Annotated in this window: 21 protein-coding genes; 10 read left to right on the top strand and 11 right to left on the bottom strand. The window is 66.9% G+C overall.

The genetic code is table 11. From position 1 onward, the window contains the following. Nucleotides 1-16: 16 nt before the first annotated feature. Genes ACFPU0_RS01055 through hutG form a run of 5 tightly spaced genes read left to right on the top strand, consistent with a single transcriptional unit; the run spans nucleotide 17 to nucleotide 5,241 of the window. On the top strand, nucleotides 17-868 hold the full coding sequence (locus ACFPU0_RS01055; RefSeq protein ID WP_377690942.1) for an ABC transporter permease: 852 nt from the start codon (nucleotides 17-19) through the stop codon (nucleotides 866-868). Further along, on the top strand, nucleotides 865-1,695 hold the full coding sequence (locus tag ACFPU0_RS01050) for a quaternary amine ABC transporter ATP-binding protein (RefSeq protein WP_377690941.1): 831 nt from the start codon (nucleotides 865-867) through the stop codon (nucleotides 1,693-1,695). Before ACFPU0_RS01055 ends, ACFPU0_RS01050 begins: the two co-directional genes overlap by 4 nt. Before the next feature lie 12 nt (nucleotides 1,696-1,707). Beyond that, nucleotides 1,708-3,240: an HAL/PAL/TAL family ammonia-lyase gene (locus tag ACFPU0_RS01045; RefSeq protein ID WP_377690940.1), complete on the top strand. Its 1,533-nt coding sequence runs from the start codon at nucleotides 1,708-1,710 to the stop codon at nucleotides 3,238-3,240. Next, complete coding sequence (gene hutI / locus ACFPU0_RS01040) at nucleotides 3,237-4,445, top strand: imidazolonepropionase (RefSeq protein ID WP_377690939.1); 1,209 nt, start codon at nucleotides 3,237-3,239, stop codon at nucleotides 4,443-4,445. Before ACFPU0_RS01045 ends, hutI begins: the two co-directional genes overlap by 4 nt. Continuing rightward, nucleotides 4,438-5,241 (top strand): N-formylglutamate deformylase, encoded by an 804-nt coding sequence (gene hutG / locus ACFPU0_RS01035; protein ID WP_377690938.1) that lies wholly within the window; start codon nucleotides 4,438-4,440, stop codon nucleotides 5,239-5,241. Before hutI ends, hutG begins: the two co-directional genes overlap by 8 nt. Before the next feature lie 34 nt (nucleotides 5,242-5,275). Here the strand turns inward: hutG and ACFPU0_RS01030 are convergent, their stop codons facing one another. From ACFPU0_RS01030 to ACFPU0_RS01015, 4 genes are all read right to left on the bottom strand, one after another. Then, nucleotides 5,276-5,371: an alpha/beta fold hydrolase gene (locus ACFPU0_RS01030; RefSeq protein WP_377690937.1), complete on the bottom strand. Its 96-nt coding sequence runs from the start codon at nucleotides 5,369-5,371 to the stop codon at nucleotides 5,276-5,278. 15 nt (nucleotides 5,372-5,386) lie between these two features. After that, nucleotides 5,387-6,802 (bottom strand): NAD(P)/FAD-dependent oxidoreductase, encoded by a 1,416-nt coding sequence (locus ACFPU0_RS01025; RefSeq protein ID WP_377690936.1) that lies wholly within the window; start codon nucleotides 6,800-6,802, stop codon nucleotides 5,387-5,389. 161 nt (nucleotides 6,803-6,963) lie between these two features. Further along, nucleotides 6,964-7,437 carry an NUDIX domain-containing protein gene (locus ACFPU0_RS01020; RefSeq protein ID WP_377690935.1) on the bottom strand — a complete coding sequence of 158 codons (474 nt, stop codon included), beginning with the start codon at nucleotides 7,435-7,437 and terminating at the stop codon, nucleotides 6,964-6,966. Next, nucleotides 7,434-7,865, bottom strand: a complete 432-nt coding sequence (locus ACFPU0_RS01015; RefSeq protein WP_377690934.1) for a hypothetical protein — start codon at nucleotides 7,863-7,865, stop codon at nucleotides 7,434-7,436. The genes ACFPU0_RS01020 and ACFPU0_RS01015 overlap by 4 nt, the downstream gene beginning before the upstream one ends. Nucleotides 7,866-7,958: 93 nt before the next feature. Here ACFPU0_RS01015 and pip point away from each other — a divergent pair, with 93 nt between their 5' ends. The 5 genes from pip (at nucleotide 7,959) to ACFPU0_RS00990 (ending at nucleotide 12,069) form a co-directional block, all read left to right on the top strand. Continuing rightward, the gene (gene pip, locus ACFPU0_RS01010) at nucleotides 7,959-8,933 is read left to right on the top strand and encodes a prolyl aminopeptidase (protein WP_377690933.1); all 975 of its coding nucleotides are present in this window, start codon (nucleotides 7,959-7,961) and stop codon (nucleotides 8,931-8,933) included. Further along, the gene (gene dtd, locus ACFPU0_RS01005) at nucleotides 8,933-9,370 is read left to right on the top strand and encodes a D-aminoacyl-tRNA deacylase (protein ID WP_377690932.1); all 438 of its coding nucleotides are present in this window, start codon (nucleotides 8,933-8,935) and stop codon (nucleotides 9,368-9,370) included. The genes pip and dtd overlap by 1 nt, the downstream gene beginning before the upstream one ends. Before the next feature lie 122 nt (nucleotides 9,371-9,492). Next, nucleotides 9,493-10,284 (top strand): transporter substrate-binding domain-containing protein, encoded by a 792-nt coding sequence (locus ACFPU0_RS01000; protein ID WP_377690931.1) that lies wholly within the window; start codon nucleotides 9,493-9,495, stop codon nucleotides 10,282-10,284. A 158-nt stretch (nucleotides 10,285-10,442) separates the two neighbouring features. Further along, nucleotides 10,443-11,342: an amino acid ABC transporter permease gene (locus ACFPU0_RS00995; protein ID WP_377691330.1), complete on the top strand. Its 900-nt coding sequence runs from the start codon at nucleotides 10,443-10,445 to the stop codon at nucleotides 11,340-11,342. Further along, nucleotides 11,335-12,069, top strand: coding sequence for an amino acid ABC transporter ATP-binding protein (locus ACFPU0_RS00990; RefSeq protein WP_377690930.1), 735 nt, complete (start codon nucleotides 11,335-11,337; stop codon nucleotides 12,067-12,069). The genes ACFPU0_RS00995 and ACFPU0_RS00990 overlap by 8 nt, the downstream gene beginning before the upstream one ends. Before the next feature lie 118 nt (nucleotides 12,070-12,187). On the opposite strand, the gene ACFPU0_RS00985 is transcribed toward ACFPU0_RS00990, so the two are convergent. The 7 genes from ACFPU0_RS00985 to hisI are packed head-to-tail and all read right to left on the bottom strand — an operon-like array spanning nucleotide 12,188 to nucleotide 15,654. Then, nucleotides 12,188-12,610: a UPF0158 family protein gene (locus ACFPU0_RS00985; protein ID WP_377690929.1), complete on the bottom strand. Its 423-nt coding sequence runs from the start codon at nucleotides 12,608-12,610 to the stop codon at nucleotides 12,188-12,190. A gap of 50 nt (nucleotides 12,611-12,660) precedes the next feature. Continuing rightward, entirely contained in the window at nucleotides 12,661-13,368 is a 708-nt protein-coding gene (locus ACFPU0_RS00980; protein WP_377690928.1) for a 16S rRNA (uracil(1498)-N(3))-methyltransferase, read from the bottom strand. After that, on the bottom strand, nucleotides 13,365-14,159 hold the full coding sequence (gene tatC, locus ACFPU0_RS00975; protein WP_377690927.1) for a twin-arginine translocase subunit TatC: 795 nt from the start codon (nucleotides 14,157-14,159) through the stop codon (nucleotides 13,365-13,367). Before tatC ends, ACFPU0_RS00980 begins: the two co-directional genes overlap by 4 nt. Beyond that, nucleotides 14,156-14,632, bottom strand: coding sequence for a Sec-independent protein translocase protein TatB (gene tatB, locus ACFPU0_RS00970; RefSeq protein ID WP_377690926.1), 477 nt, complete (start codon nucleotides 14,630-14,632; stop codon nucleotides 14,156-14,158). Before tatB ends, tatC begins: the two co-directional genes overlap by 4 nt. Before the next feature lie 6 nt (nucleotides 14,633-14,638). Next, entirely contained in the window at nucleotides 14,639-14,899 is a 261-nt protein-coding gene (locus ACFPU0_RS00965; RefSeq protein ID WP_377690925.1) for a twin-arginine translocase TatA/TatE family subunit, read from the bottom strand. A gap of 25 nt (nucleotides 14,900-14,924) precedes the next feature. Further along, nucleotides 14,925-15,260 (bottom strand): phosphoribosyl-ATP diphosphatase, encoded by a 336-nt coding sequence (locus ACFPU0_RS00960; RefSeq protein ID WP_377690924.1) that lies wholly within the window; start codon nucleotides 15,258-15,260, stop codon nucleotides 14,925-14,927. Continuing rightward, nucleotides 15,253-15,654 (bottom strand): phosphoribosyl-AMP cyclohydrolase, encoded by a 402-nt coding sequence (hisI, locus tag ACFPU0_RS00955; RefSeq protein ID WP_377690923.1) that lies wholly within the window; start codon nucleotides 15,652-15,654, stop codon nucleotides 15,253-15,255. Before hisI ends, ACFPU0_RS00960 begins: the two co-directional genes overlap by 8 nt. Nucleotides 15,655-15,689 lie beyond the last annotated feature (35 nt).

The raw sequence follows: 15,689 nt of genomic DNA, 5'->3' as shown, positions 1-15,689 counted from the left end.
ATGACCGGAGCGAGCTATGTTCCCCGAACGCTTCACCTTCTCCATCGCTGACTGGGTCAATGGCTGGGTAGACAGCCTGGTGACCAACTATGGCGATGTGTTCCGCCACATCTCCGATACCCTGCTCTGGGCCATCGTCTACCTGGAAGGGATCCTGCGCGCCACGCCCTGGTGGCTGGTGCTGATCGTGGTCGCCGGGATTTCCTGGCACGCCACCCGGCGCATTCTGCCGACGGTGGTGATCACCGGGCTGCTGTTCCTGGTGGGCGCCGTGGGGCTCTGGGACAAGCTGATGCAGACCGTCGCGCTGATGCTGGTGGCCACCTTCATCTCGGTGCTGATCGGCATTCCCCTGGGCATCCTCGCTGCCCGCAGCGACCGCCTGCGCGGGGTGCTGATGCCGCTGCTGGACATCATGCAGACCATGCCCAGCTTCGTGTACCTGATCCCGGTGCTGATGCTCTTCGGCCTGGGCAAGGTGCCGGCCATCTTCGCCACCGTGATCTACGCCGCGCCGCCGCTGATCCGCCTCACCGACCTCGGCATCCGCCAGGTGGACAAGGAGGTGATGGAAGCGGTCAACGCCTTCGGCGCCAACCGTTGGCAACAGCTGTTCGGCGTGCAGCTGCCGCTGGCGCTGGCGAGCATCATGGCGGGGATCAACCAGACCACCATGATGGCGCTGTCGATGGTGGTGATCGCCTCGATGATCGGCGCCCGCGGCCTCGGCGAGGACGTGTTGGTGGGTATCCAGACCCTCAACGTCGGCAAGGGCCTCGAAGCGGGCCTGGCCATCGTCATCCTGGCCGTGGTCTTCGACCGCATCACCCAGGCTTACGGCCGTTCGCGGCACGTAGCCAGCAATTGAGTGGCGAGAACATGAGCAAGATTGTCGTCAAGAATGTATTCAAGATCTTCGGCCAGCGCGCCGACGAAGCCCTGGCGCTGATCCAACAGGGCAAGAGCAAGGCCGATGTGCTGGCCAATACCGGCTGCGTGGTCGGGGTCAACGACCTGTCGCTGTCCATCGGTGCCGGCGAGATCTTCGTGATCATGGGCCTGTCCGGCTCCGGCAAGTCCACCCTGGTGCGCCACTTCAACCGCCTGATCGACCCCACCAGCGGGCAGATCCTGGTGGATGGCGAGGACATCCTGCAGTACGACCTGGAAGAGCTGCAGCAATTCCGCCGCCGGAAGATCAGCATGGTGTTCCAGAGCTTCGGCCTGCTGCCGCACAAGACCGTGCTGGATAACGTCGCCTACGGCCTCAAGGTGCGTGGCGAGACCAAGGCCTATTGCCTGGAACGCGCCCAGCACTGGATCACCACCGTGGGCCTGAAAGGCTACGAGAAGTCCTATCCGCACCAGCTCTCCGGCGGCATGCGCCAGCGCGTCGGCCTGGCCCGGGCGCTGGCCTCGGACACCGACGTCATCCTCATGGACGAGGCCTTCAGCGCCCTCGACCCGCTGATCCGTGCCGACATGCAGGAACAGCTGCTGGAGCTGCAGAAAACCCTGCAGAAGACCATCGTCTTCATCACCCATGACCTGGACGAAGCGGTACGCATCGGCAACCGCATCGCCATCCTCAAGGACGGCCAGCTGATCCAGGTCGGCACGCCGAAGGAAATCCTCCACCAGCCGGCGGACGACTACGTCGATCGCTTCGTCCAGCGCCGCGTGGCCAATCTGTAAGGAACAGCCCAGATGTCGTTACCCGAGAAAGTCCTGCTGGGCGATACGCCGCTGACCTGGCGCCAGGTGGTGGCGGTGGCCCGGCATGGCGCGTGTCTGGAACTGACGCAAGCGGCCTGGGCGCGCATCGACAATGCCCGCGGCATCGTCGAGCGCATTGTCGAGCGTGGCGAGCGTGCCTACGGCATCAGCACCGGCCTTGGCGCCCTGAGCGAGGTGGTGCTGAACGCCGAACAGTTCGCCGCGCTGTCGCGCAACACGCTGCTCAGCCACGCCTGCGGCGTTGGCCCGGTGCTGGCCGTCGATCGGACCCGCGCCATCATCTGCTGCGCCATCGCCAACTACAGCCACGGCCGCTCCGGCCTGCAGAGGCAGGTGGTCGAGGCGCTGCTGGCACTGCTGAACCGTGGAATCACCCCACAAGTGCCCTCCCAGGGGTCGGTGGGCTACCTGACCCATATGGCCCATGTCGGCATCACCCTGCTCGGCGTCGGCGAGGTCAGCTATCGCGGCCAGGTGGTACCCGCCGCCGAGGCGCTGGCGGCCGAAGGGCTGGAGCCGGTGCGGCTGGGGGCCAAGGACGGGCTCTGCCTGGTCAACGGCCTGCCGTGCATGACCGGCCTGACCTGCCTGGCGCTGGATGACGCCGAGCGCCTGATGCGCTGGGCCGACGTGATCGGCGCCATGAGTTTCGAGGCCCTGCGCGGGCAGATCGCCGCCTTCGACCCGGACATCATCGCCCTCAAGCCGCACCCCGGCATGCAGGTGGTGGGCGCCAACCTGCTGGCCTTGCTCGCCGGCAGCGAGGTGGTTGCCGCCAGCCGGGGCATCCGCACCCAGGACGCCCTGAGCATCCGCTCGATTCCCCAGGTGCATGGCGCCTGCCGTGACCAGTTCGCCCATGCCGCGCGCCAGGTGGACACCGAACTGGCCTCGGCCAACGACAACCCGCTGCTGCTGGGCACGCCCGACGCCTACAAGGTGGTATCCCAGGCGAACCCCCATGGCGAGTCGGTAGCCATGGCGGCGGACCTGCTGGCCATTGCCGTGGCTGAACTGGGCGGCATCGCCGAACGGCGCCTGGATCGCCTGGTCAACCCGCTGGTCAGCGGCCTGCCAGCCTTCCTGGTGAGCCAGCCCGGGGTCAACTCGGGGATGATGATCGCGCAGTACGTGGCCGCGGCCCTGGCCGGCGAGAACCGCCAGCTGGCGCATCCGGCGGTGGTGGACAACTTCGTCACCTCGGGCCTGCAGGAAGACCACCTGAGCCTCGGCACCAGTGCCGCGCTCAAGCTGGGCAAGGCGCTGGAAAACTGCACCCGCATCCTCGCCATCGAATACCTGCTGGCGGCCCAGGCCTTCGAGTTCCACAAGCCCGGGCATTTCGGCGCGGGCACCGGCGCCGCCTGGGAAGCCCTGCGCGAATCGGTGCCGGCCTATGACCAGGATCGCTGGCTGGCGCCGGACATCGCCCGCGCCGCGGAGCTCCTGCGTGACCGCTCCGCGCTGGAGGGGATCGCCGCGCGCATTGGAGGACTGCAATGAAACACCTCTGGCACAACTGCCACGCCGCCACCATGCAGGGCGGCAAGTACTCGATCATCGAAGACGCGGTGCTGGTCACCTACGCCGGCCGCATCGAATGGATAGGCCCGCGCGAGGCGCTGCCGTCCATTCCCTATGACGTGGAGGTCGACCTCGAAGGCGCCTGGCTCACCCCGGGGCTGGTCGACTGCCACACCCACCTGGTGTTCGGCGGCGACCGCAGCGGCGAATTCGAGCAGCGCCTGGAAGGCGTCAGCTACGCCGAGATCGCCGCCCAGGGCGGTGGCATCGCCAGCACGGTGCGCGCCACCCGCGAAGCCAGCGAGGACGAATTGCTGGAGAGCGCCACCCGTCGCGCCCGCCAGCTGCTGCGCGATGGCGTCACCACCCTGGAAGTGAAGTCCGGCTACGGCCTGGACCTGGCCAGCGAACGCAAGATGCTGCGGGTCGCCCGCCGCCTGGGCGAGACCCTGCCGATCACGGTGCGCGCCACCTGCCTGGCGGCCCACGCCCTGCCGCCGGAGTATGCCGGCCGCGCCGACGACTACATCGACCTCGTCTGCAACGAGATACTGCCGACTCTCGCCGGCGAAGGGCTGGTGGACGCTGTGGACGCCTTCTGCGAGCACCTGGCCTTTTCCCCGGCCCAGGTGGAGCGGGTGTTCAAGGTGGCGAGGGAGCTGGGCCTGCCGGTGAAGCTGCATGCCGAGCAGCTCTCCTCCCTGCACGGATCGAGCCTGGCCGCGCGCTACCAGGCGCTGTCGGCGGACCACCTGGAATACATGACCGAGGACGACGCCATAGCCATGGCCGCCGCCGGGACGGTCGCCGTGCTGCTGCCCGGCGCCTTCTACCTGCTGCGGGAGACCCAGCTGCCGCCCATCGAGGCGCTGCGCAAGCACGGCGTGGCCATGGCGGTGTCCACCGACCTCAACCCCGGCACTTCGCCTGCGCTGTCGCTGCGCATGATGCTGAACATGGCCTGCACCTCCTTCCGCCTGACCCCGGAAGAAGCGCTGGCCGGTGCCACCCTGAATGCCGCCAGGGCCCTGGGCCTGGCCGACAGCCATGGCAGCCTGGAAGTGGGCAAGATGGCTGACTTCATCGCCTGGGACATCCAGCGCCCGGCGGAACTGGCCTACTGGCTGGGCGGCGACCTGCCCAAACGGGTGATTCGACACGGACAGGAGATCGACTGTGGATAACGTTCTCTGCTTCAGCCGCGGCAAGCTGCCGCTGCTGATCAGCATGCCGCACCCCGGCACCCGCCTGACCCCGGCGGTGGAAGCCGGCATGGTGGAGGCCGGCTGGGACCTCACCGATACCGACTGGCACATCCCGCGCCTCTACGACTTCGCCGTCGAACTGGGGGCGAGCACCCTGGCGGCGCAGTACTCGCGCTACGTCATCGACCTGAACCGCCCGGCCGATGACAAGCCGCTCTACGCGACCGCCACCACCGGCCTCTACCCGGCCACCCTGTTCGACGGCGAGCCGCTCTATCGCGAAGGCGAGGAGCCCTCGGCGGCGGAGCGGGCGCGTTACCTGGCGGAGATCTGGACGCCCTATCACCGGACCATCACCGACGAACTGGCGCGGATGAAGGCCGAATTCGGCTATGCGCTGCTGTTCGACGCCCACTCCATCCGCTCCTTCATCCCGCGCCTGTTCGACGGCCGCCTGCCGGACTTCAACCTCGGCACCAATGCCGGTGCCAGCTGCGATCCGGGCCTGGCCGAGGCCCTGCTGGCGGTCTGCGCCAAGGCGCCGGACTACAGCCATGTGCTCAACGGCCGCTTCAAGGGCGGCCACATCACCCGTCACTACGGCCAGCCGGACCAGCATATCCACGCCGTGCAGCTGGAGCTGGCGCAGTGCACCTACATGGACGAGCAGGTGCCCTTCGACTACCGCGAGGATCTGGCCGTGCCGACCCAGGCGGTCCTGCGCAACCTGTTGCAGGCGATGCTGGAGTGGGGGCGCCGGCGTTACGGCAAGTGACGCGCGCCGTTGAGGCGGCGGGTGCCGCTGCTGGTCAGAGCCCGTCGAGGAAGTCCACCAGCCGTTCATTGACCTCAGCTGTGTGCTCCTGCTGCAGCCAGTGACCGGCGCCATCGAGCAGGTGGCGCACGCCCGGGCCATCCGCTCAGGCGAGCGCCGCCATCAGCTTCGGCAGGTTCGCCGCCGCCTGCTGCCTGGCAGCGCCCAGTTCATGCAGCAGGGCGTGGCGCGCCGTGTCCTCCGCCGGTACGTCGCGCACGACCACGCTGGTCAGGAACAGGCGCGATCTGCCCAGCCACTGGGCCAGTGCCGGATCGCCGCGCCAGCGCAGCAGGTTGCCCATGAAGCTTGCCCAGATCCTGATCCAGTCTTCGGGGACCCGGGGCAGGGGAACCGGCCCGCAGTAGGCGTTCTTCTCGTCCTCGTCGGTGAGGTGGCACTCGACATAGGCGGTCAGGGCTGCGGAAAAGACCGGCTGGTTGTTGCTGACCAGCGTCAGGTTGATCCGGTTGCCGTCGAAGGCCCGCACCGGCTGCCACCCGGGGATGCCGTTGGCGCTGCAGTCCACGTGCAGGGTCCCCGGGGGCACCGCGAGACTGCCCCGGTCAAGCTCGACCCGCTCCGGCTCGATCGCCCGCACGTGGCCCAGGCGGACCTTGTGGCGAATGCTGCGCAGGGCGGCCAGCTCGGCCCGCGAGACGATAGCCCCCCGATAGGCCGTCGGCGTGATCGCCGGGTCGATGCGCATCAGCTGGCCGGACTGTTCGAGCCGGTCGAACAGGTCGGCCGGGGAGGTAGCGGAGGCGATGGACGCATACTGGGCGGTGAAGCTGCGGATGGTCCGCTCGAAATTTTCCAGGCCGGGCTGCAGGGTGGCGCGATCCGTGAGCCAGGGGTCGTTGGGCATGATCCAGCGGATCGATTCCGGCGACACGCCGTTCTGCAGCAACCACAGGCAGCTGTCCATGCCGGTCTTGCCCGAGCCCACCACCGTGTAAGCCGGCATCGGCTGGCGGATTCGCGGCAGCTCGTTGGGCGGTATGCAGGTCACCCCGGTTGCGACCCGGTATTTCGGCGGATGGGTGGAGGGCACCTGGGTCTGGGCGTGGGTGGCGTCCACCAGCTTGCGCCGCACCCGCACCCGGTACTCCCGGCCACTGAGCAGGGAGACGAAGCGATGCTCCGATGAACGGTCCCCGACGTAGTCGCACATGGGGTGGTAGCGCACGCGGCCCGACGGGAGGAAACGCTGGTTCATCACCTGCTCGTAGTAGCTGAGGATTTCCGCGCCGGAAGCCAGTTCGTAGAGGTTGTCCCCCAGGGGGGAGCTGTCCTTCCCGCCGCTGCCCAGTTCGCGGGAATTGACCCCGTACCAGGCCGAGGGCTGGTGAAGTCGCACGAAGGGGTAGGCGTCGTTCCAGTGGCCGCCGGGTTGTGCGTGCCGGTCCACCATCAGCACGGTGGCGGTGTCCGACTCGCTGAGCAAGGTATCGACGAACGCCATGGCCGCGGCGCCCGCGCCGATCACCAGATAGTCGGTTTCCAGCAGGTCAGGGTCCATGGCGACCGTCCTCGCGAAAGTGGAAGCCCCCAAACCCTCAAGGCTAGTCCCGTTGGCCAGGTACTCCAGATCAAGAACTGATTGCGACCATAGCCAAGGGCTCTTTCATCGGCGCCACGCTGTCCCGCGGCGCGCAGGGTACAGATCCACGCGCGGGGCCTCTAGCGCTGCAGGCCGAGGTGGCGGATCACCACCACCTTGGCTGCCACCCGTTCCCAGACATCATCCAGCAGTTCGGCCGGGTAGAAGGGCAGGGTGGCCAGTTCGTCGCGGCCGACCCAGGCCAGCTCGCGGATCTCGAACTCATCGCCGCCCAGGCCATTGAGGTTGGCCAGGCTGAGTTCGCCGCGCCAGGCGTCGATCCGGTAGAACAGCTCCATGTGGAAACGGCCCATGGCCGGTTCGGCGAACTCGCGGACGTAGACCAGGGGGCCGACCTCCACCTCCAGCCCGGTCTCCTCCATGAACTCGCGGCGCACCGTGTCGCAGGTCGACTCGTCGCTCTGCGACTCGAAGCCGCCGCCCGGCGGTATCCAGTAGGTGTCGTCGCCCACCACATGCTTGACCAGCAGGATGCGCTCCTCATGCACCAGCAGGCCGGCGGCGCGGATGCGGTGGGTCAGCGGCGCGCTCATTGCCAGTCCAGCCTGGCGAGCTTCCACTCGCCGTCGTCCAGCCACCATTCCAGTTTCACCCCGTAGTGGCGGGCGCTGTCGGGGATCAGGCCCTCGGCGCCGGTGAGGGCGACCTGGGCCTCGGTGTAGCCCTTCTCCCGGTAGGTCGGGTCCAGCCGGCTGGCCTTGGCCAGGGCGAGCACGCCGACGTTCTTGTGGCGCATGAACAGCAGGGCCATGGTGCGACGGGCCCAGTCGCGGTCGTTCTGCTGCTGGGCGACGAACTGCGGGTGCAACTGCTCCAGTACCGAGCTGGTTCGCTTGGCCTCGAGGTTGTCCTGCAGTCGCTGCACCGCCGCATCCAACTCCGCAGCCGGGTCGCTGCGGCCACAACCGGCTAGCATTGCCAGAACGCAGAGCGTCGGCAGCGCGAACTTCCCGAGTAGCATGCTGAACTCCTTTTTCCTCGTTATGATTCCCGGCAGGTTAGAAGGCCGGACTCGTCCAGGGGTCGACCTTTCGCACAGATCAGGGAGCCCAGCATGCAGACTTTGTATCCGGAGATAAAACCCCATGCCCGGCATGAGCTGGCGGTGGACGCGCCGCACGTGCTCTATGTGGATGAAAGCGGCACGCCGGAAGGTTTGCCAGTGGTGTTCATCCACGGCGGCCCCGGGGCCGGCTGCGACGCCATGAGCCGGCGCTTCTTCGACCCCAACCTGTACCGCATAGTCACCTTCGACCAGCGCGGCTGCGGTCGTTCCACGCCCCATGCGAGCCTGGAAAAGAACACCACCTGGGACCTGGTGGCCGACCTGGAACGCATCCGCGAGCACCTGGGCATCGAGAAGTGGGTGCTGTTCGGCGGCTCCTGGGGCTCCACCCTGTCGCTGGCCTACGCCCAGACCCACCCGGAGCGAGTGCTCGGCCTGATCCTGCGGGGCATCTTCCTGTGCCGTCCGGAGGACTTCCACTGGTTCTACCAGGAAGGTTGCAGCCGGCTGTTCCCGGACTACTGGGAGGACTACCTGGCGCCCATTCCGGCGGAGGAGCACGGTGACCTGATGCACGCCTACCACAAGCGCCTGACCGGCCCGGACCAGATCGCCCAGATGCACACCGCCAAGGCCTGGTCCACCTGGGAAGGCCGTACCGCCACCCTGCGCCCCAGCGCGCCGGTAGTGGAGCGCTTCAGCGAGCCGATGCGCGCCCTGTCAATCGCCCGCATCGAGTGTCACTACTTCGTCAACAACGCCTTCCTGGAGCCCAACCAGCTGCTCCGCGACATGCCGCGCATCGCCCACCTGCCGGGGGTCATAGTGCATGGCCGTTACGACGCCATCTGTCCCCTGGACAACGCCTGGGCGCTGCACAAGGCCTGGCCCAACAGCGAGCTGCAGATCGTCCGGGACGCCGGCCACGCCGCCTCCGAGGCCGGCATCACCGACGCCCTGGTGAGGGCGACCTACCAGATGGCGCGCCGCCTGCTGGACATGCCGCCGGAAGAGGACGCCTGATGAAGGGGCTGCTGCAGCGGGTCAGCGCGGCCCGCGTCGAGGTGGATGGCGAAGTGGTCGGCTCCATCGACCAGGGCCTGCTGGTGCTGGTGGGGGTAGAGCCCCAGGACACCGAGGCCAGCGCCGACAAACTGTTGCACAAGCTGGTCAACTACCGGGTCTTCGCCGATGCCGAGGGCAAGATGAACCTGTCCCTGGGCGCCGTCGGCGGCGGCCTGCTGCTGGTTTCCCAGTTCACCCTGGCCGCCGACACCAACAGCGGCCTGCGTCCGAGTTTCTCCACCGCCGCGCCGCCGGCCCGGGGCGAGGAACTGTTCGACTATCTGGTGCGCCAGGCCCGGCTCAAGCACCCGCAGGTGGCCACCGGGCGCTTCGGCGCCAAGATGCAGGTGCACCTGGTCAACGACGGGCCGGTCACCTTCCTGCTCGAAAGCTGAGCGGGCCCGATCTCTGCTTCTTTGCGACTCGCCATCCACGAAGATGACGGTTAGCATGCGCGCCATGCCCCGTCATCCGTGGGCTTGAAGAAGAACAACGAGCTGCCCCATTAGGAGAAAGAATGAAAAAGTTTCTCGCGTCACTGCTGTTCTCCGCCTGCGCCCTGACCGGCCTGGCCCACGCCGGCATGGTCGATGACGCCGTCAAGCGCGGCACCCTGCGCGTCGGCATGGACCCGACCTACATGCCCTTCGAGATGACCAACAAGCGCGGTGAGATCATCGGCTTCGAAGTCGACCTGCTGAAGGCCATGGCCAAGTCCATGGGCGTCAAGCTGGAGCTGGTGTCCACCAGCTACGACGGCATCATCCCGGCGCTGCTGACCGACAAGTTCGACATGATCGGCTCCGGCATGACCCTGACCCAGGAGCGCAACCTGCGCATCAACTTCTCCGAGCCCTTCATCGTGGTCGGCCAGACCCTGCTGGTCCGCAAGGAGCTGCAAGGCGAGATCAAGTCCTACAAGGACCTGAACGATGCCAAGTACCGCATCACCTCGAAGATCGGCACCACCGGCGAGATGGTCGCCAAGAAGCTGATCTCCAAGGCCCAGTACCACGGCTTCGACAACGAGCAGGAAGCGGTGATGGACGTGGTCAACGGCAAGGCCGATGCCTTCATCTACGACGCGCCCTACAACGTGGTGGCGGTGAACAAGGCCGGCGCCGGCAAGCTGGTGTTCCTGGAGCAGCCCTTCACCTACGAGCCCCTGGCCTTCGGCCTGAAGAAGGGCGACTACGACAGCCTCAACTGGATCAATAACTACCTGCACCAGATCAAGCAGGACGGCACCTACGATCGCATCCACGCCAAGTGGTTCAAGAAGACCGACTGGCTGAAAGAGATGGAATAAGCCCGGCGGCGGCCCCAAGGCCCCAGCTGGCAGCGACAGGCCCGGCCCACAAGGCCGGGCCTGCCTTTTGTCCCCCGCCATGAGCGAGATTTCCCGTGATTAGAAAACATCGCCGCACCTGGCCCTGGCACATCCTGACCGGGCTTACCCTGGTCCTGATGGGCTGGGGCCTCTGGTACTCCACTTCACTGATTTCCTACGAATGGCGCTGGAACCGGGTACCCCAGTACTTCGCCTACCAGGCCGAGGAAGGCCAGCGCGCCGCCGACTACGGCACCGTCACGGCCATCGCCGACGCCGGCGACAGCGCCCGCGTGACCCTGACCGCCGAGGGCGGCGAGGAGCAGGTGCTGGAAGTGGACCGCGACAGCCTCCAGGTGAGCCAGGGCGACGATGTTTCCGAAGGCGACCTGGTCGGCGTAACCCGCCACTGGGCGGCCGGCCCGTTGCTCTGGGGGCTCTGGACCACCCTGTGGATATCCGTGGTGTCCGGTGCCTTCGGCCTGCTGATCGGCCTGTTCACCGGCCTCTGCCGGCTGTCGAACAACCCCACCCTGCGCGACCTGTCCACCGTCTATGTCGAGCTGGTGCGCGGCACGCCGCTGCTGGTGCAGATCTTCATCTTCTACTTCTTCATCGGCACCGTGCTGGACCTCTCCCGCGAATTCGCCGGGGTGGCGGCACTGGCCCTGTTCACCGGCGCCTACGTGGGCGAAATCGTCCGTGCCGGCGTGCAGTCCATCGCCCGTGGGCAGAACGAGGCGGCGCGCTCCCTCGGCCTGACCGCAGGTCAGTCCATGCGCCATGTGATCCTGCCCCAGGCGTTCAAGCGCGTACTGCCGCCGCTGGCCGGGCAGTTCATCAGCCTGGTCAAGGACACCTCGCTGGTCTCGGTGATCGCCATCACCGAACTGACCAAGAGCGGCCGCGAGGCGATCACCACCTCCTTCTCCACCTTCGAGATCTGGTTCTGCGTCGCCGCGCTCTACCTCGTCATCAACCTGCCGCTGTCGCAATTCGCCAGCCGTCTGGAGCGGAGGCTCGGGAAAAGTGATTGAAGTCCGTAACCTGGTGAAAGTCTTTGAAGCCCGCGGCCATGAAGTGCGTGCCGTGGATAACGTCACCACGCAGGTCAAGCGTGGCGAAGTGGTGGTGGTGATCGGGCCTTCGGGCTCCGGCAAGTCCACCTTCCTGCGCTGCCTGAACGGCCTGGAGGAACTGGATTCGGGCTCGGTGAGCATCGACGGCGTCGACCTCGCCGACCCGAAGACCGATGTGAACGCCTACCGTCGCGAAGTGGGCATGGTGTTCCAGCACTTCAACCTGTTCCCGCACATGACCGTGCTGGAGAACCTTTGCCTGGCGCAGAAGATCGTGCGCAAGCGCGGCAAGGCCGAGCGCGAGGCCAAGGCCCAGGCACTGCTGGCCAAGGTCGGCATCGCGCAGAAGGCCAACGAATACCCCTCGCGCCTGTCCGGCGGCCAGCAGCAGCGCGTGGCCATCGCCCGTGCCCTGTGCATGGAGCCCAAGGTGATGCTGTTCGACGAACCCACCTCGGCGCTGGACCCGGAAATGGTCGGCGAGGTGCTGGACGTGATGAAGCAGCTGGCCCAGGAAGGCATGACCATGGTCTGCGTCACCCACGAGATGGGTTTTGCCCGCGAAGTGGCCGACCGGGTGCTGTTCTTCGACCACGGCAAGCTGCTGGAGGACGCGCCGCCGGCGCAGTTCTTCGCCCAGCCCCGGGACCCGCGCGCGCAGAGCTTTCTGCGGCAGGTGCTCTGACTGCGGAGTTCAGCAGTAGGGTGGATCACGCTTCACCGATCCGCCGACGGAAGGTGGATAGAAAAGCGCTATCCCCCTACAGCGCCGGTGCGGCTTCCTTGTAGGGGAATGAGGCGCCTCAATGCAGGGGCGTCGCCGGCTGCAGTTCATTCTCCTCCAGCCAGTCCTGGGCCAGCTCGCGCAGGCGGGCGGCCTCGTACTGGTGCCAGGCTTCCAGCAGGACGGGGTATTCCATCAGCACATGGCGGAAGCTGCGCACCGGCTTGCGGCCCGCCAGGGCCTGCTGCAGGGCGGAATAGGCGTGGGGGTGGACCACCTCGACGAGGAACTCCTGCATCAGCCGCAGCTCCTCGCCCTGGCCCAGGGGCTCCACCAGCAGGAAGCGTTCAGGCTCGGCGCGCAGCAGGGCTTCGAGTTCGGGGTCGGCGTCTTCTTCGGGGATCAGCAGCACCTTGCCGCTCAAGAGGTCGAGGTAATGGTCCAGGCCTTCGGTGTTGAGGGCGAAGGCCAACTGGTCGAGGTCGATGGTCAGCGGGCGCATGGGAAGTCTCGATGACTAAGGATGCTGCCAGCCTACGCCAGCCTCGTCATTCAGAACAGCCGGGCGAGCAGGGCGGTGACCGCCGTCTCGACTCGCAGGATGCGTTCCCCGAGCTGCACCGGCTGCAGGCCGGCCTCCCGGAGCTTTTCCACCTCGTAGGGAATCCAGCCGCCTTCCGGGCCGATGGCCAGGGTGATGGGCTCGTTCACTGCGCGGGGGCAGGGCGGAAAATCGCCCGGATGGCCCACCAGGCCCAGGGTGTCGGCGGCCAGTTGTGGCAGGCGGTCCTCGACGAAGGGCTTGAAGCGCTTTTCGATGACCACCTCGGGCAGGACCGTGTCCCGGGCCTGCTCCAGGCCGAGGATCAGCTGCTCGCGGATGGCCGCGGGCTCGAGGAAGGGGGTTTGCCAGAAGCTCTTCTCCACCCGGTAGCTGTTCAGCAGCACCAGGCGCGGCACACCCATGGAGGCGACCGTCTGCAGTACGCGGCGGAGCATCTTCGGCCGCGGCAGGGCGAGCAGCAGGGTAATGGGCAGCTTGGCCGGCGGCGGCTGGTCGAAGCTGACCTCCAGTTCCGCGCAGTCCGCTTCCAGGCGCAGCAGACGGCCCTGGCCCATGAGTCCACCGAGGCGGCCGACCCTCAGGCTGTCGCCCTCTTCGGCGCGGTGGACTTCATGCAGGTGTTTCAGGCGCCGGCCTTCGAGGCGTGCCCGGTCCGCCGCGACGAAGTCGGCGTCTTCGAGAAGGAGCAGGTTCACGGGCGGGTGGCGGGCGGCTGGTCGCCGGGCTCTTCGGCGTCATCGTCCGGGTGGTCACCGCGCTTGCGGATCAGGCCGCCGCAGAACACGCCGACCTCGAACAGCAACCACATGGGCACGGCCAGCAGGGTCTGGGAGAAGATGTCCGGCGGGGTCAGGATCATGCCCACCACGAAGCAGCCGATGATCACATAGGGGCGGATGCGCTTGAGGTAGGCCACGTCCACCACGCCAATCCAGATCAGCAGCACCACGGCCACGGGGATCTCGAAGGCCACCCCGAAGGCGAAGAACAGCGTCATCACGAAGTCGAGGTAGCTGCTGATGTCGGTCATCATCGCCACCCCTTCGGGGGTCACGCTGGCGAAGAAGTGGAAGATCAGCGGGAACACCAGGAAGTAGGCGAAGGCCATGCCACCGTAGAACAGCACGATGCTCGACACCAGCAGCGGCAGGGCGATGCGCTTCTCGTGCTTGTACAGGCCGGGTGCGATGAAACCCCAGACCTGGTGCAGGATCACCGGCATGGCGAGGAATAGCGCCACCACCATGGTCAGCTTGAAGGGGGTGAGGAAGGGCGAGGCCACATCGGTGGCGATCATGGTGGCGCCTTCCGGCAGGTACTGGCGCAGCGGCGCCGAGACCAGGGTGTAGATCTTCTGGGCGAAGTAGAACAGGCCGGCGAAGATGACGAAGATCGCCGCCACGCAGCGCAACAGGCGCGTGCGCAGTTCGGTGAGGTGCGAGACCAGGGGCATTTCCTGGTCCTGTTCCGGCTTCTGGTCGCTCATGGGATGCGGGACGGCTGTTGCGGTTCGACGGGGGCCTGGGGCGCTGTGGGAGCTGCCGGGTTGCTCGCTGCGGGGGCGGGCGACTGGGCCGCTGCGGGCTGCGGTCCGGGCTGGGTGGCCTGGCCGGGCGTGCTGGTGGCAGGCGAGCCCGCAGCAGGGGCCGCTGCCACGGCGGGCGGCGCTACCGGGGCGGCTTCAGGCTCGGACTCGGGCGTAGTAGTGGCAGCCGGAGGCACGATGCTCTCCTTGATCTGCTTTTCCAGCGCCATGATGTGTTCGTTATGCAGCTGGCGACGGATTTCGTCGGCGCCTATCTCGCGCTCGACCTCGGTCTTGATCGCGTTGAAGCTGCGCTTCAGGCGGCCGATCCACAGGCCGGCGGTGCGCGCAGCGCCCGGCAGCCGCTCGGGCCCGAGCACCAGCAGCGCGATCAGGCCGATCAGCAGCAGTTCACCGAAGCTGATACCGAACATGGGGCATCAGTCCTTGCGGGTCACCGGGTCCTGCACCTTCTGCGCCTGGCCCTCGATGGTCTGGGCCTGGTTCAGGGGAGCGGCGCCGGGTTGCTGGGCGTTGTTCTGCTCGGGAGCCTTGTCACCTTCTTCGGTGTTCATGGCCTTGCGGAAGCCCTTGATGGCGTCGCCGACGTCGGAGCCGAGGGTTTTCAGGCGCTTGGTGCCAAAGACCAGCACGACGACGATGAGAATGACCAGCCAGTGTTTCCAGTCGAAGATGCCCATGGTGTGTTCCTCTTGATTGTCTTTGTCAGGCGGAGGGCTGGCGGGCTGCCTTCTCGGCGTGCCCGGACAGGCCGAAGCGACGGTCCAGTTCATCCAGCACGGCCTGGGGGTGCTGGCCAAGGGCGGCGAGCATGACCAGGCTGTGGAACCAGAGGTCGGCGGTTTCGTAGATCAGGTCGCTGGCATCGCCGCTGGTGGCGGCGTCCTTGGCGGCGAGGATGGTTTCCACCGCTTCTTCGCCGACCTTCTCCAGGATCTTGTTCAGGCCCTTGTGGTACAGGCTGGCGACATAGGAACTGTCGGGCGCGGCGTTCTTGCGCTCTTCCAGCACCTCGGCCAGGCGGGCGAGGGTATCACTCATGGCTGTGTCCTGCGGCATAGATGGCATGCGGGTCCTTGAGCACGGGGTCGACGGTCTTCCAGCCGCCGTCTTCGAAAACGCGGTAGAAGCAGCTTTCGCGTCCAGTATGACAGGCGATGCCGCCCAGCTGTTCGACCAGCAGGATGACGACGTCGGCGTCGCAGTCCAGGCGCAGTTCGTGGAGGCGCTGCACGTGGCCGGATTCCTCGCCCTTGCGCCACAACTTGCCACGGGAGCGTGACCAGTAGATGGCGCGGTGCTCGGCGACGGTGAGGGCGAGGGCTTCGCGATTCATCCAGGCCATCATCAGCACCCGGCCCGTCTTGTGGTCCTGGGCGATCGCCGGCACCAGGCCCTCGGCATTCCAGTTGATCTCTTCCAGCCAGTCTTTCATCGTCTCTTCCACAGCGGGGCTGGCCACTCGGGGCC

This window comes from Pseudomonas sp. GCM10022186, assembly GCF_042656385.1.
GTDB lineage: Bacteria > Pseudomonadota > Gammaproteobacteria > Pseudomonadales > Pseudomonadaceae > Metapseudomonas.
This window is presented reverse-complemented; position numbering and strand designations above follow the sequence as displayed.